Genomic DNA, 15,392 nt, shown 5'->3' with positions numbered 1-15,392 from the left:
TACTTGCCCACCACCATCCATTCAATTACGCCAACTGATGCCCTTGAGCATGGCATTGAGGTCTTGCAGATGCGGACGCCATTCTTCCTTGGGCAAGGTCAGCGACAGCAGGGCCAATGTCTTGCCCTGGACGGCACCGCAGAGCACGCGGGTCTTATTGGGCGGGTCGTCGCCCAGGCTCGACTCCTCGGCACGGCAGGAAAAACCGGCCGGTGGCTTGAGTTCACTGGGCACGCTGACCTCGTTGAATACCCGACTGACGGCGCGGGTCGCCTTGACGTATTCCTGCCAGTGGGCATCGACGGTGGCCGCCGAATTGTTCTCCTGCAAGGACACCATGATCCCGGCATTCTTATGGAATACCGATACCTCGGGCTGCCCCTTGTCCGAAGCACCATCCTTGTCGACTTCCCAACTGGCGCCGTCGAGGTTCCAGGCAAGCCGTTGCAGGCTCTTGGGAGCAAGCGGTTCGGCCTGGGCAGCGACGCTCAAGGCAAGCGCGCCCGACAGGGCCAGCGAAGCGGCGAAATAACGCATGGGAAGCCTCCATATACAAGTATTGCCGTCAACCGGCACCGAGCACCGCCCGCAGCCGCGCCAGCGGTCCACGGGACGGATGCAGATGACGCATCGCTTCGGCGATCAGCTCGTCGAGCAATGCCATATCGACTTCAGGTTCGCATTCGGCCGCACCACCCCGACGGCCGGTGCTCTCCAGAGACAGTCGGCCATCCTGTCGCCGCACGGCCGCTTCGCCGCCGCAATGGCGGCAATAGACCAGATCGCCTGATCGATGGTCGCGCCGGATCACGATGATCGGGCCGCAACCTGGGCAATCCTGGAGCGGAATGCCCGGCTCGGTATGGCCCACTATAGGGTCGAGCTGCCCCTGCCGGCCCATCTCGATCAGGCGCTGCCCCAAGGTCGGGTCGAACTGACGCCCCAGTTGCTCAGCAATCAGGTCCAGTGCCCGCTCGACTGGCATACCGCGCCGATAGGGCCGATTGCTGGTCATGGCGTCGAACGCATCGACCAGCCCGACAATCCGGGCATCGAGCGGAATCGCCTCGCCGACCAACCCGGCCGGATAGCCGCGCCCATCGGGCGTCTCGTGGTGCATCACCACCGCCGCCCGCACCAGCCCGGCCAGCGGATGACCACTGAGCAGGCGGGCCCCGATTTCGGGGTGGGTCTTGATCAGAGCGTATTCCTCGTCATTGAGGCGGTCGGGTTTGTTGAGGACGGCATCGGGCACGCCGATCTTGCCCAGGTCGTGCAGAAAGCCACCGAGGGCGATCCGGGCCACATCGGCCGCGGGCAGCGACAACGCTTCCGCCAGCAGACGGGAGAACTGCGACACCCGCCATAGATGGCCACCCGTATAGGGGTCGCGCGCCTCGACCAGCGAAGCCATTACATAGAGACTTTGCAGCAGCGGTTCGATCACTTTGGCGGGAAGATCAAGGGTCATGGCACAGGCGGACCATCGCGGAAATCGGCAGCGACCCCGGTGGTCGCCGCATGCTCCGTTCACTATAGGCGCTGCTGGCGTCGTGCAAGCGGGCCGCTACAATGACGGTCTTTTTGCCAAGTCAGCCTGCCATGCTGTTCCTTATTTCTCCTGCCAAAACATTGGATTACCAGCCAGCGCCGCCCGATCTGCCCCATACCCTGCCGCGCTTTACCGAGCACTCCACCGAACTGATCGAGCTGCTGCGCGCCAAAACCCCGGCCGAAATCGAAAGCCTGATGTCGATCAGCCCTAGCCTCGCTGCCCTCAATACCGCCCGTTACGCCGCCTGGACGCCGCAGGCTGCCCCGGGCCCGGCCAAGCAGGCACTGCTGGCGTTCATGGGCGATGTGTACGAGGGACTCGACGCCGCCTCGCTCAGCCACGACGAGCTTGGCTATCTACAGCAGCGGCTGCGCATCCTGTCCGGCCTTTATGGCGTACTGCGTCCGCTTGATCTGATGCAACCCTACCGGCTGGAAATGGGTACCCGGCTCAACAACGCCCATGGCCGCGATCTCTACGCCTTCTGGGGCAACCGGCTCACCGACGTGCTGGCAGCCGAACTGGCCACGGCCGAGCCGCAGGTATTGGTCAACCTGGCTTCCAATGAATATTTCAAGGCAGTCCGGCCCAAGCAACTGGGTGTGCGGGTGGTCGATTGCGTGTTCGAGGATGGCACCGACGGCCGCTACAAGATCGTCAGCTTCTACGCCAAGCGGGCACGCGGTCTGATGGTCCGCTTTGCCGCCCAGCGTCGGCCCCGGTCCGTGGAAGAACTCCAGCAGTTCGACCTGGAAGGTTATCGCTTTGTCGCTGAAGTCAGCGAACAGGACCGCTGGGTATTTCGCCGCGACAAGGCGGCCTGAGGGGAGATGGGGGAGAGGCGAAAATAGGGTTTAGCCTATTAACGATATTTATCGTTATTTACAGCACCATATCTAGCGGATGTTTTTCCTATTATTTTCCTTTCTGTCCAATCCACCGTCTCCCCCACGAATCGTAGGGTGCGTCAGCCGCAAAGCGGCGTAACGCACCGCATCTTTCACATTCACTGCCACTTCCCCACGATGCCCATCGGACAGGCCACCTGAACACGCCGCAGCACTACCGCTCACCCAGGCGGCGCCGCAAAGCGCCAATAGGCCGTCAGTTCGGCCTCGATCAGATTGATTGCCTGCTCAAGCCGCAACGATAGCGGGCCGTCGAGCAGGAAGGCATTGCAATGGGCCTGTTCCAACCGGGCGAGAAAGCGGCCCTGCATCCAATCGCGGATCGCCTCGCCATCGCGCCAGCCATCCTGGACAAACGGCGTGCCGGCCACATCGCACAGCAGATAGCAGCGCCGTCCGGGCAGCTTTGCCGGGTTGATATCAAGCGGCGGCTCTTCCAGCCCCAGATAGCGTTCATGCCAGATGCTGGTGGCAAACGCATCGGTATCGCACAGCAACAGCGGACCGCCTTCACGCGCGGCCTGCTGTTCACGCCGATTCTGTTCATGGGCGATATGGACGAACTCACTGGCGTCCCAACTGATCTCGCTGAAAGCCGGCTCGCGTCCCAACTCGGCGCGCGCCAGTGCCAGCCGGTTGACCCAGTATTCGCGGCCATATTCGGCCACCATCCGGCTTGCCGCCCAAGCGCCCCCGCGGCTGCGGAAATGTTTGGTCAGCTGCCGCGCCAGCGTGGTCTTGCCGGTCGATTCGGCACCGATCAATACCACCCGCAGCGCCAGACCGGCCCGGGTAGTGGCAGGCAGCCATTCCCAATAAGCGGCCGGGTCGCCCCGTACTGCCGTGCCCGAGATCGGATACAGATGACGCTCACCATCGAGCCGCACATCGGCCGCCTCGAAACGCCGCGCCAGCTCGGCCCCGTAGTGTTCGCAACTGAATACCGCATCGACCTTCGCTGGCGTGCGGCCGACTTCGGCATCGGCGAGCGCCACGCCGGCGCGCATCAAGGCCACCTGCTGCGACCAGATCTTGTCGCTGTGGTAATCGACCGGCAGATTGTCCACCACGCCGCTGACCGCCACCTGCGGCCATTCGCTCAGCGACTCGCGCAGCCAGCTCACCCGCTGGCGCAAGGAAATCGATTCCCGGTCAGCCGCCATCACCACCACCGTCACCTGCCGGCAATGGCGGGCAGCCGTCTGAATCAGATAGAGATGGCCCAGATGCGGCGGATAGAACTTGCCGATCACCAGACCATGCTGGTAACGAACGCTCATGCGACCCCTTCCGTCGAGAGCCGCCAAGGCGGCGCAGCGCGATGCCATAACCACCAGCCACGGCAGGCCAGCACCAGGAAAATCACATACAGCAGGGCAATCAGATAAAGATGCTTGTGCAGATAGACCGGCACCGAGATCAGATCGACCGTGATCCAGAACCACCAGCTCTCGACCTTGCGCTGATTGAGCAGGAACTGACCGGCGATGCTCAAGGTGGTGATCAGCGCATCGAATACCGGCACGCTGCCCTTGAGCCAGGTCAGCAGCGGATACAGCATGACCGTGCCCAACAGCGCACCGGCCACCCACCACGCCACCCGCCCGGGCGCCAGCCGGCTGACCGGCACGGCCGCCGCCGTACTGCCACGGCGCCACTGCCACCAACCAAGCAGCCCGAGCACGATAAAGAACACTTGCAGCCCGGCATCGGCAAACAGCCGGGCTTGCAGGAACAGAAACAGCAGCAGGGCACTATTGGCGATGCCGACCGGGAAATTAAGGATATGCCGCTGCGCCGCCAACCAGACACACCATAAACCCGTGGCAAACCCCAGCACCTCGGCCCGGCTCATCGGGGCACTCCACACGATAAACAGCGGTTGGTTCAGTGCGTCGGCGAGTTCCTGCATCGCGATGAACTCCTTGGCCAAGTAGTCAGCAGTGACAAGCAAAAATATTTATTTCTGGTTAATATCCGCGCCAGTACTAGCAGACATTTTTCCTGTTTATTTCTGTTAGCCCGACCAAACAAATGTACTGCTTGCAGTAAGCGTAGTGCATCGGATCACGCTTCGAGCGTGGATATGAAAATCCAAGGCGGTGGGCGCGCGGAAAATCTTGCGGCTTCAGCGCGTCCGACGCGCATTGGGGTCCGACTCGGACGCCGAATAGACGCCACGGACGCCCACACCCAGCTTCCCGAGCCGAGAAAGGGTCCACAGGGAGGCGACCGGAATGGTGGATTGGCCTTACAGCCAGTCGCGATGGGGCAGGAAGTCGGTCAGCAGCCCCGCTTCAGGCGAACCGGCTTCGGGCTGGTAGTCGTAGCGCCACTGCGCCAGTGGCGGCATCGACATCAGGATGGACTCGGTGCGCCCGCCCGATTGCAGGCCGAACAAGGTCCCGCGGTCCCACACCAGATTGAATTCGACATAGCGACCGCGCCGATAGGCCTGCCAGTCGCGTTCACGCGGCCCGAACGGCAGCTCGCGGCGGCGCTCGACGATAGGCAGATAGGCGGCCAGGAAGCTGTCGCCAACTGCACGGGTCAGGGCAAAGCTGCCTTCTTCGCCTAACTCGGAGAAATCGTCAAAGAAAATGCCACCGATGCCACGAGCCTCGTTGCGGTGTTTAAGGAAGAAGTAATCGTCGCACCAGCGCTTGAAGCGAGGGTAGTACTGCTCACCGAACGGGTTGAGGGTATCGCGGCAGACGCGGTGGAAATGGCGGGCGTCTTCCTCGAAACCGTAGTAGGGCGTGAGGTCCATCCCACCGCCGAACCAGACCACATCGGGCTCGCCGACGCCGGTGGCGCGGAACATCCGCACATTCATATGGACCGTGGGGATATAGGGGTTGCGCGGATGGAGCACCAGGCTCACCCCCATTGCCTCCCAGGCGCGGCCGGCCAGTTCGGGCCGGTGGGCCGATGCCGACGGTGGCAGACGGTCGCCGTGGACATGGGAGAAACCGACCCCGCCGCGCTCGAACAGCTCGCCGCCTTCGAGTATCCGGCTGATCCCGCCGCCGCCTGCCGGGCGCTGCCAGGGGTCGTGGCGGAAGCTGCCGCCGTCGGCCCCCTCGAAAGCGGCGATCAGACGGGTTTGCAGGTCGAGGAAATACTGTTTGCTGGCTTGGCTGTCCATGGCACGGGAAGGCGGGGGAGATAAACCGGGCGATGTTACCGCGAGCCGCCGCCCCTCACAAAAAAACGCCCCGGCACGAATGCCAGGGCGCGACGAGGACAACAGACGACACGACAACTTGACCGGCGTTGTGGCGCCGGTCGGTCCGCCGCAGCGGACCGGACAGTCCTGCGACCCGGCCGGGATCGCAGGACACAGAAACGGAGCGCAACAACCCGACCTTGCGCTCCGACATCCGCTTACAGGCAGGCGCGATAGCCGGCTTCGCTCGCGTTGACGCGGAAGGTGACGGTGTGCTCGCTGCTGACGCCGTTGACCGTGGCGCGGAAGCGGAAGCTGTCGTCGATCACACCGCCTTGGGCACCATTGGTGCGGTAGCTGTAGCTGCCCCAGGCAGTCAGCACCAGGCCACCGCGCTTGGGCGCTTGCAGCAGGGTGAAGGTGGCAGCGGCATTGGCCGGGTTGGTGCGGTATTCGAGGTAACCGAGCTTGCAAGCCTTGTCCGAGGTGATCCACGACGACAGCAGCTCGAAGCCGTTCTTGCCGCCGCTGGTATCGCCAGCCTTGGCCAGCGGGCCTTCGCAGACGAACTGACGGGTGCCGCGCGAGGGGTTGAACGCACCGTAGGCGCAGTTCATGCCGAGGAAGTTGTTCGGACCCGAAGCGCTGAGCTGGTTCAGCGTGTAGTCGAGCACGCGGTTCACTTCCTTGGTGGCGGTCGGGCCGTCGTTCGGTGCCGACACTTCGCCGCTACAGGCAAAGCGGCCCAGCACATTGCGGCTCGGATCGACCGAGGTCTTGCAGACCGAACCCGGAATCCAGCGGCTCATATTGCTTTGCAGCGTTGACACCGAGCTTTCCTTCCACTCGCCGGCCTTGAGCCAGACCTTGCCATACGGCGTCGAGGTGTTGTCGAGCCGCTTGGCTTTATGGTCGGCCAGCACCTTGTCGAGGAACGGGAACCAGCCCTGCTGGATCGCCGGGTCGGAGCCGAGCTTACGCATCAGCGCGTCGTAACCGGCGACATCGTTAGCGCGCAGACGGGCGTAGATCGCATCGACCTGTTGCGGATGCTGACGATGCAGGTAATCCATCAGCAGCGCGCCCCAGCTGTAGAAGTCCCAGCCGTCGGCGTAGGCACTGCGCACCACCTTGCTGATCGGCCACCAGGCCGAACGGTCGTTGCGGTTGAGAATCTCGGCGATATTGGCGCGGGTCTTGATGCCGTCGCGCGGGGTGCTCCAGGCCAGGAATTCGGCGCTGCCTTCGTCGAACCAGGTCATCCGACGCTCGTCGTCGTAGAAGCGGTCATCGCCCCACATGCCCGGTTGGGCGTAGCGGCCGTTCAGATAGTGGACGTATTCGTGCCGGGTCAGCTCTTCCAGGGTCAGGGTGCTCTCTTCGGGCACCTTGCGCTGGAAGGTGTAGAAGGTGGCATCAGACTCGATATAGATGCCGCCGTTGTCGGTAGACAGATTGTTCAGGAAGTCCTGGTAGTTCTTGTAGTCGGACTTGGTGCCGTAGATCACCATCTTCAGCTTTTCGTTGGGGTCACCCGCCACCGGCTCCAGCGTATTGCCCAGCCGCTTCATCTGGCTCTCGACCTGCTTGAGCGCGTAGTAGAGCTGTTCCACTTCGGCAAAGCTCAGCGGAGTACGGAACACCAGCTTGCCGTCATCGAAGCTCCAGGTGTTCGGGAACAGCTTGGCTTCGAGTTCCTGCTTGGCGTTGCACAGGTCGTAGCGCTTGCAGTCGTAGTTGGGCATGGCGCCTTTGAGCATGCCGGCGGCTTCCATCCACGGACCGTTGAACTTGGTCTCGCGGCGCAGCATCTGCATCAGTTCGCTTTCGACCCCGCTGCGATAACGGGCATGCAGCAGGAAGCGGCCGTATTCGCGCACGAAGTTCAGATAGAACTGGTCGGTGTGGTTGAACCGGTTTTCATAGTCGCGGGCAGCGATGCGCAGGGCTTCGACCAGACGGTCGTAGCGACCCGATTCCATGGTGCCGCCCAGACGGCCGTCGTTATGGGCGGTGAAGAAGGCAGTTTGCAGCGGATAGATGCCGCTTTCGATCATCCGGCCGGCGTAACCGGCCTGGAAGGCGCGCACGGTGGCGGCGGCGGTATCGGCGAACTCATCGAGCAGACGGACCGAGTCAACCAGGACCACGCCATCGCGCATTGCGGCGATAGCCAGTTGTCCCTGGGCATGCAGGGCCGATTTCTGTTCCCAGGTCAGGTTGGGGTTGGACCAGATGGCGTCGTAGTCAGGCTGCGGGGTGCTCCACACCTTGCGGTTGCCGACCAGGGCGGCTGCCACCCGGAGGCTGGCGCGCTTGGCATCGATCGAGAAAGCCGGGACGTGCTGCGGGTTGTAGTACTGGACGTAGTAAGCGGCCTTGAGGAACACCACCAGTTGCGCCAGACCCTTGGGATCGACTCCGTCGAAGTTGGCCGCGCGGCGGGTGGCGGCTTCCGACACGGTGCGGATATTGGCGTCGGTAAACAGGCGGATGGTGCTGGCGTTGGCCTGGAACAGACCGTTCAGGCAGGAAGCCTCGGTGGCACGCAGGGCGGCGACCAGGGCATCACCGCTGCTGGGCAGACTGGAGATATTGCAAGCGATCGTGGCGCCCACGGCCGGCAGGTCGGCGCCGGCATTCACTTGGGGCGGCAGCGGGACACTGGTGTCGATGCCGGCCTGCGCGATGGCCTTGGCTTGCTGCGGTTGCGCCATCAACCGGGCGACGGCCTCGGGCGTCGGCATCTCGGCGATGGCCTGTGCCTTGGGCGGCAGCGGAGTCGACGGGGCGCGGGCCAGCACATGCTCCTCTCCATGCGCCATGCCCGGCACCAGATTGATCTCATCGTGGGCGTTCGCAGCCGTCAGGACAAAGGCCGACGATACGGCAGCAACCAGGGGAAGCAGGCGGGGCATGGAACGAAGGGACTTCATGGCGTCACTCTCCAGTTATTGGTAATTGAGAGCGCACATCTTCTTCCCGGCCCAGCATATGACGATAGGATTTTTTACCCGTTTGCACACCTGTTTTTTACGACCGCAATCATCCTTATGTCCTAAGGAGATGATGAAACGCAGTTATTGTATGCAAAAGCCATAAGAAGCCGCACACAAGCTCCCAGACAGAGAAAAATACTTGCCGTTTTCCCTAGTCTGAAACCTAGCTATATCTAGCGATATGACATTTGATACACAAAAATAGCTCTGTTATTGAAAAGACACCCTATATGGTCTAAAGGCGCGGTTTCCGCACCAGCCAACGACAGCGGAAAAACCGCTGCGAGCCGCGCCCATACTGGCGTTGCCGCCTGTACCCCTGCTCGCTCCACCGCCCACACTTTCCCCTCACAAAACCTCTTTTTCCGCACTGTACGGATGCTCCACCTTCTCATCTGTTGCAATTTCAGCAGGGAAAATAGCGGAAAATGAAAAATAGAAAGTTTTTGTAAATCTACATACAAGAAAGGGAAGCTTTTATAGAGGAAAAACAAAACAATAAGTCAATCCACCTATCCCCTCTCTACCATCTCTTCCCCATCCCTCATCAACAACCGTACAACTCTCCCAAAGCACCCGCTCGGCAGAAGACGGCCAGAGCAAGCCATTACGCTCTCCCCGTTGTGCGATTTAAGCCACTCGCACATTTCCGGCAGGCTCGGCATCGGCACGAGCTCGCCAAGTCAGCGTCGCCAGGGACGGCTCGGATTCAACGGGTCGTGTACCAGCTGCCCGGCAACGCTCCTCCTTTCGGTCAGCATACAGACCATCAGGGGTGGGTCGAACCTCAGCGTGGAGCAAAAGACGAAGCAGTGGGACGCGCCAGCCCCTTCAGCCAGCAAGGCTTGGCCCGGGGTCGAGTTCGAGATGGCGGGAGGGAGTGATGGGTCCGAGAAGAGGACTGGGTAGAAGCGGAGATAAAAGCGGGAGCGGCTGCCGCTCCCGCCTGAAGACTCAGGCCGGCTGGACCGGGGTGAGACTGGACAGTTCGGTGATGCGGTTGGCGCCATCAACGAACACCAGACGCGGCTTGTGCTCGGCCAGTTCGCGGTCGTCAAACATGGCAAAGCTGGCCAGGATCAGGATGTCGCCGACCTGGACCCGGCGCGCGGCCGAGCCGTTGACCGAAATCACACCCGAACCGCGCTCGGCCCGGATGGCATAGGTGGCGAAACGCTCACCGTTGGTCACGTTCCAGATCTGGATTTCTTCGTATTCGCGAATATCGGCGGCGTCGAGCAGATCCTCGTCGATCGCGCACGAACCGATGTAGTTCAGTTCGGCATGCGTGGTGGTGACGCGGTGCAGCTTCGATTTGAGCATATGGCGTTGCATGGGGTACTCCTTGTGGGGGGTGGAGCCGCCGCCGCAGCCGGGCCCGGTTCGGGTCAGGCCGGCGCAGCGGCTCGGACGACTAGTTCAGCGTCACTTCGAGATTGTCGATCAGACGGGGCCGGCCGAGCCTGGCCGCTGCCAGCACCACCAGCGACCGGTCGCCCGGCCGGGCGTGTTCGAGCCGGTCGGCGCTGCGGATCTCGACGTAATCGACCCGCCAACCGTGGTTCTCCAGATCGGCACGGGCGGTTTCGGTCAGTTTGACGAAATCGCGCTCGCCCGCTTCGAGTGCCGCCTTGATCGCACTGAGATTGCGATACAGACGCGGCGCCTCGGCCCGCTCGCCCTCGGTCAGATAACCATTGCGCGAGGACAGCGCCAGACCGTCGGCCGCCCGGCCGGTATCGACCGGCACCACCTCGATCGGCATATCGAGATCGGCCACCATGCCGCTGATCACTTTGAGCTGCTGGTAGTCCTTCTTGCCGAACATGGCGCAATCGGGCTGCACGATATTGAACAGCTTGCTGACCACCGTCGCCACGCCACGGAAATGGCCCGGGCGGAACTTGCCGCACAGCTCGTCCTGGATCGCCGGCGGCTCGACCTTGTAAGCCTGTTCGACCCGCGGATAGAGCTGTGCCACATCGGGGTGGAACACCACATCGACCCCGGCGGCCTCGAGCTTGGCGCAGTCTTCCTCAAACGTGCGCGGATAGGTCAGATAGTCTTCCCCCTGACCGAATTGCAGGGGATTGACGAAGATCGACACCACCACGCGACCGCCACGGGCACGGGCCTCGGCCACCAGGGCCAGATGGCCGTCGTGCAGATTGCCCATGGTCGGCACAAAGGCGACATAGCCGGCAGTCTTGCGCCAGGCGCGCAATTTGGAAATGGTCTGGATGATCTGCATAGCGCTCTGATCCGGAAGAAAAGCGGCGCTGCCGCTTAGAAACTGTGTTCGCTGGCCGGGAAGGTCTGGTCCTTGACCGCCCGCACATAGGCTTCGAACGCGCCCTGGATAGTCGGGGCGTCGGCCATGAAATCCTTGACGAAACGGGCCTTTTTGCCCGGGTAGACCCCCAGCATATCGTGCATCACCAACACCTGGCCGTCGCAGTCGACGCCGGCGCCGATGCCGATGGTCGGCACCTTGCAGTTGGCGGTGATCTCGCGCGCCAGCGGCGCCGGCACCATCTCCATCAGCACCATCACGGCGCCGGCCCCTTCGAGCGCCTCGGCGTCGCGTCTGAGCTGCTGCGCCTGGGCCTCGGTCTTGCCTTGCACCTTGAAGCCGCCGAACAGATGGACCGCCTGCGGGGTCAGGCCGATATGGGCACAGACCGGAATACCGCGCTGGGTCAGGAAGCGGACCGTCTCGGCCATATATTCGCCGCCTTCGAGCTTGACCATCTCGGCACCGGCCTGCATCAGCTTGGCGGCTGCCTCGAATGCCTGGGCCGGGCTGGCCTGATAGGCGCCAAACGGCAGATCGCCCAGCACCAGCGCCTGCTTGGCCCCGCGTGCCACGCAGCGCACATGGTAGGCCATCTCCTCGAGCGTGACCGGCAGGGTCGAGCCATTGCCTTGCAGCACCATGCCGGCCGAATCGCCCACCAGCAGGATTTCCACCCCGGCCTGATCCATCAGCGCGGCAAAGCTGCTGTCGTAACAGGTGAGCATGCTGATCTTCTGGTTGTCCTGTTTCAGCTTGTACAGGGTGCTGACGGTGACTTTCATGATGCAACCTTTCTTTCAAGCGCTTGCTTGAATGCGATGCTACGCCATAAACGTATGACTTAAAAGACGGCTAGGCCTTATTGAAGTATTCGCGGCCGCCGCGCATCCCTTCGATGCGGCGCAACAGTAGCCGAAAGTCGTCGGCGTTTTCAACCAGGTCGAGGTGATCGGTATTGACGATCAGAAGCGGGGCGTCGGCGTAGTCGTAGAAGAAGCGGCTGTAGCGTTCCGCCACGCGCTGGAGGTAGGTCTCGCCGAACAGGCGCTCGGAGTCGCGGTCGCGGCTCTGCACCCGTTCGATCAAGGTGGCCGGGTCGGCCTGGAGGTAGATCACCAGATCAGGCGTGGGCGCAGCCACGCTGACATGCTGGTAGATATCGGAATAGAGCTTGAATTCGTCGTCGGTCAGGGTCAGCTCGGCGAACAGCAGATCCTTGTCGAACAGGAAATCGGCCACGGTCTGGCCATGGAACAGGTCGATCTGCGCCAGGCTCGCCACCATATCGACCCGCTGGAACAGAAACGACAACTGGGTGGCCAGCGCATAGCGCGACATGTCCTGATAGAACTTGGGCAGAAAAGGCACCGCCTCGGGCTGCTCGGTCAGCAGACGGGCATCCATCGTTTCGGCGAGTTTGCGCGCCAGGGTGGTCTTGCCCACCCCGATCGGCCCCTCGACCACCAGATAGCGATATCTTTCCAGCGCCATGCTGCCTCCCTCGGCCGCGCCCTGGGCACGGACAGTTTCGGACATCGGTCTATTCGCCTCAGTGGCGCGCCACGTCTGGCATTGCTGCCGACGAGGGGACCGATTGGGACAAACGCTGCGGCAACTCGCCCGGGCAAGCGGCCAGCAACTCGGCCAGCGGTCCCAGTCCTTCGATCAGCAGATCGGGCGCCAGTTCAGCCAGCGGGAGCAGCACGAAGCCACGCTCGGCCAGTCGCGGATGCGGCACGGTCAGCTCGGGCCGGCCGATGCGTTCGCGGCCGAACAATAACAGGTCGAGGTCGAGCGTGCGCGGGGCATTGCGGAAAGTCCGCTGCCGGCCGAAGGCTGCTTCGATCTCGAACAGCCCGTCGAGCAGGGCTGCGGCGTCCAGTTCGGTCTCGACCGCGGCCACGGCATTGATGAAATCAGGCTGATCGAGATAGCCGACCGGCGCGCTGCGATAGAGCGAAGAGCGGCCGAGCAGACGGGTGGCGGGCAAGGCGACCAGCGCCTCGGCCGCTGCCGTGACGGTGGCTGCCGCGTCGCCCAGATTGGCACCAAGTCCGATATAGGCGACCTGGCTCATTCGCTGGCCGCCGTCTGCCGCCCGGCGCTGCTGCGCCGCCGCCGCCGTTTCTGCGTACCTTCGCCGGCGGCCGGGCGCAGCAGCATCGCTTCGCGCTCGGCACCGCTGACGTCCTGGAAGCGGGTCCACCAGTCGGCCAGCTCCTGTTCGATTTCGCCGGCCCCGGCACGCAGGCACAGGAAATCGTAACCGGCGCGAAAGCGCGGATGCTCAAGCAGCTTGAACGGCTTGGCGCCCGAGCGTTGCTCGAAGCGCGGTTGCAGCATCCAGATTTCCTTCATCGCCGTGCCGTAGCGGCGCGGGATGGCCAGTTTCTCCTCCTGCACCGCTTCGACCTCGTCGATGGCCGAGAACAGCGCCGGCATCGGCTTCTCGCCGGCCGTCTTGCGGCGTGCCCAGTTATCGAGCACTTCGAGCCACAGCAGCGCGGCAAACACATAACCGGCCGACACCGGCTTGTCGGCGCGCACGCGGGCGTCGGTGTTTTCGAGCGCCATCCGCAGGAAAGTCGCGCCGCTTGGCGCCTCGAACATCTTGTCGAGCAGGGGGAAGAAGCCGTGGTGCAGATTGTCTTCGCGCAACTGGCACAGACAGGCCCACGACTGACCCGAGAACAGCAGCTTCAACATCTCGTCGAACAGCCGCGAAGCGGGTACATTGGCCAGCAGATCGGCATGTTCGCGGATCGGGCGCCGCGTCACCGGATCGATGGTCAGGCCGAGCTTGGCGGCCAGGCGCACCGCCCGCAGCATCCGCACCGGGTCTTCGCGGTAGCGCTGGGCCGGCGGGCCGATCATCACCAGGCGTTTCTTTTCGATATCGGCCACGCCGCCGTGGTAATCGATGATCTCTTCACGGCTCGGGTCGTAGAACAGGGCGTTGACGGTAAAGTCGCGCCGCTTGGCGTCGTCTTCCTGGCTGCCCCAGGCATTGTCGCGAATGATGCGACCCGAGTCGTCGGTCATGGCTTCACCGCCGCCCCGGAAGGTGGACACCTCGACCACTTCCTCGCCGAACAGTACATGGACCAGCCGGAAACGGCGGCCGATGATCCGGGAGCGACGGAACAGTTTGTTCACTTCTTCAGGAGTGGCGTTGGTGGCGACGTCAAAGTCCTTAGGCACCTTGCCCAGCAATAGATCGCGGACCGCACCGCCGACCACGAAAGCCTCGAAACCGGCCTCTTGCAGGCGATCAGTCACCTTGAGCGCAAAGCTCGGCAATTGCTCGCGGCGGATGCCGTGACGTTTGATGGGGATGACGACGCGGCCGCCTCCGTGGCGCTTCTTCAGGCCCAGCACGCGGCCGATCAATTTACGAATCATTGGCTTGAGGTGACTTGTTGGATTGAACTGCGAACCGTCAATTATAACCGCTAACGCCGGCGATTCATGGCACGTCAGTACCAGGCCAGCGACGCTATAACAGCGCCGGATTATATGCCAGCGAGGGCCGACTCCGGCACCCTCCTTCGCACTCTTCCGGATTATTAGCGGCCGGCTCCGGCTTACCAAGTTCAGAGGAGGTGTTTATGACTGTATTGCGCTATCGACTGCTCAATGTGTTCGCCGAACCGGGTACGCCGGCGTATCCGCTGTGCGGCAATGCACTGGCCGTGGTGGAGGACGCCAGCGCCCTCGACACCCATCGTATGCAGGCCATTGCCCGCCAATTCAATCTGTCCGAGACGGTTTTCCTGTTGCCATCGAGTAAGGCCGCCGCGCGGCTGCGCATCTTCTCGCCCGATTACGAACTCGATTTCGCCGGCCACCCGACCCTGGGCAGCGCCGAGGTGGTGCGGGCGCTGCACGGCTGCGGCGACCGTTTCGAACTCGAACTCAATATCGGCCCGCTCGCCCTCTGCGCCACGGACTCGACCTGGACGCTCGAAGCCGCCGCGCCGCGCTGGCGGCCGCTCGATGCCGAACGCTCGACAATTGCCGCTGCGCTCGATCTGCCTCCCGAGGCGATCGAAGCGCCGGCGCTGCGGGTCAGTTGCGGCACCGAACAGGCACTGGTGCCGCTCAGCAGTCCCGAACAGGTGCTGGCCTGCCGGCCAAGCGTGGCGGGATTGCAGCAGGTATTCGCCGACGACCCGGTTCCGGCCACCGTCTACGTCTTTGCCCGCACCGAACAGGGTTTCGAGAGCCGCTTTTTCTGGCTACAGAACGGCGCCGTGGCCGAAGATCCGGGTACCGGCTCGGCCTGCGCCAATCTGGGCGGCTGGTGGCTGGCGACCGGTCAGCCCTTGCCCCTGCGTGCCCGGATCGAACAAGGCCGCAGCAGCGGCCGGCTCAATGTGCTGGGCCTCGAAGTCGACCGCGAGCGGCGCATCTTTGTCAGCGGCACGGTAGTGGAACTCGGCAGCGGTGAGCTGCGGCTGTGATC

The 15,392-nt window shown here is 63.0% G+C and carries 14 protein-coding genes; 2 read left to right on the top strand and 12 right to left on the bottom strand.

Annotated elements, in window-relative coordinates:
- Positions 1–21: 21 nt before the first annotated feature.
- Together ACFOW7_RS16935 and ACFOW7_RS16930 are read right to left on the bottom strand one after the other, a co-directional pair.
- The gene (locus ACFOW7_RS16935) at positions 22–537 is read right to left on the bottom strand and encodes a hypothetical protein (protein WP_378166493.1); all 516 of its coding nucleotides are present in this window, start codon (positions 535–537) and stop codon (positions 22–24) included.
- A 28-nt stretch (positions 538–565) separates the two neighbouring features.
- Complete coding sequence (locus tag ACFOW7_RS16930) at positions 566–1,471, bottom strand: HD-GYP domain-containing protein (RefSeq protein ID WP_378166490.1); 906 nt, start codon at positions 1,469–1,471, stop codon at positions 566–568.
- 131 nt (positions 1,472–1,602) lie between these two features.
- On the opposite strand from ACFOW7_RS16930, the gene yaaA reads away from it, so the two are divergent.
- The gene (yaaA, locus tag ACFOW7_RS16925; RefSeq protein WP_378166487.1) at positions 1,603–2,379 is read left to right on the top strand and encodes a peroxide stress protein YaaA; all 777 of its coding nucleotides are present in this window, start codon (positions 1,603–1,605) and stop codon (positions 2,377–2,379) included.
- 245 nt (positions 2,380–2,624) lie between these two features.
- On the opposite strand, the gene ACFOW7_RS16920 is transcribed toward yaaA, so the two are convergent.
- From ACFOW7_RS16920 to pcnB, 10 genes are all read right to left on the bottom strand, one after another.
- Positions 2,625–3,743, bottom strand: coding sequence for an AAA family ATPase (locus ACFOW7_RS16920; RefSeq protein WP_378166485.1), 1,119 nt, complete (start codon positions 3,741–3,743; stop codon positions 2,625–2,627).
- A complete protein-coding gene (gene pnuC, locus ACFOW7_RS16915) occupies positions 3,740–4,375 on the bottom strand; it encodes a nicotinamide riboside transporter PnuC (protein ID WP_378166482.1) in 636 nt (211 codons plus the stop codon). Before pnuC ends, ACFOW7_RS16920 begins: the two co-directional genes overlap by 4 nt.
- A 339-nt stretch (positions 4,376–4,714) precedes the next feature.
- On the bottom strand, positions 4,715–5,611 hold the full coding sequence (gene hemF, locus ACFOW7_RS16910; RefSeq protein ID WP_378166480.1) for an oxygen-dependent coproporphyrinogen oxidase: 897 nt from the start codon (positions 5,609–5,611) through the stop codon (positions 4,715–4,717).
- A gap of 239 nt (positions 5,612–5,850) precedes the next feature.
- The gene (locus ACFOW7_RS16905) at positions 5,851–8,568 is read right to left on the bottom strand and encodes a collagenase (RefSeq protein ID WP_378166478.1); all 2,718 of its coding nucleotides are present in this window, start codon (positions 8,566–8,568) and stop codon (positions 5,851–5,853) included.
- Between the two features lie 1,017 nt (positions 8,569–9,585).
- The gene (gene panD, locus ACFOW7_RS16900; RefSeq protein WP_378166476.1) at positions 9,586–9,966 is read right to left on the bottom strand and encodes an aspartate 1-decarboxylase; all 381 of its coding nucleotides are present in this window, start codon (positions 9,964–9,966) and stop codon (positions 9,586–9,588) included.
- A gap of 79 nt (positions 9,967–10,045) precedes the next feature.
- Complete coding sequence (gene panC, locus ACFOW7_RS16895; protein WP_378166473.1) at positions 10,046–10,882, bottom strand: pantoate--beta-alanine ligase; 837 nt, start codon at positions 10,880–10,882, stop codon at positions 10,046–10,048.
- 35 nt (positions 10,883–10,917) lie between these two features.
- A complete protein-coding gene (panB, locus tag ACFOW7_RS16890; RefSeq protein WP_378166471.1) occupies positions 10,918–11,709 on the bottom strand; it encodes a 3-methyl-2-oxobutanoate hydroxymethyltransferase in 792 nt (263 codons plus the stop codon).
- A gap of 70 nt (positions 11,710–11,779) precedes the next feature.
- Complete coding sequence (locus tag ACFOW7_RS16885) at positions 11,780–12,463, bottom strand: deoxynucleoside kinase (protein ID WP_378166469.1); 684 nt, start codon at positions 12,461–12,463, stop codon at positions 11,780–11,782.
- Between the two features lie 13 nt (positions 12,464–12,476).
- Positions 12,477–13,004: a 2-amino-4-hydroxy-6-hydroxymethyldihydropteridine diphosphokinase gene (folK, locus tag ACFOW7_RS16880; RefSeq protein WP_378166467.1), complete on the bottom strand. Its 528-nt coding sequence runs from the start codon at positions 13,002–13,004 to the stop codon at positions 12,477–12,479.
- The gene (gene pcnB / locus ACFOW7_RS16875) at positions 13,001–14,329 is read right to left on the bottom strand and encodes a polynucleotide adenylyltransferase PcnB (protein WP_378166464.1); all 1,329 of its coding nucleotides are present in this window, start codon (positions 14,327–14,329) and stop codon (positions 13,001–13,003) included. Before pcnB ends, folK begins: the two co-directional genes overlap by 4 nt.
- Before the next feature lie 206 nt (positions 14,330–14,535).
- Between pcnB and ACFOW7_RS16870 the strand changes: the two genes are divergently transcribed.
- Positions 14,536–15,390, top strand: a complete 855-nt coding sequence (locus ACFOW7_RS16870; protein WP_378166462.1) for a PhzF family phenazine biosynthesis protein — start codon at positions 14,536–14,538, stop codon at positions 15,388–15,390.
- The last annotated feature ends 2 nt before the right edge of the window (positions 15,391–15,392 follow it).

Source organism: Chitinimonas lacunae (genome assembly GCF_042650885.1).
Lineage (GTDB): Bacteria > Pseudomonadota > Gammaproteobacteria > Burkholderiales > Chitinimonadaceae > Chitinimonas_A > Chitinimonas_A lacunae.
This window is presented reverse-complemented; position numbering and strand designations above follow the sequence as displayed.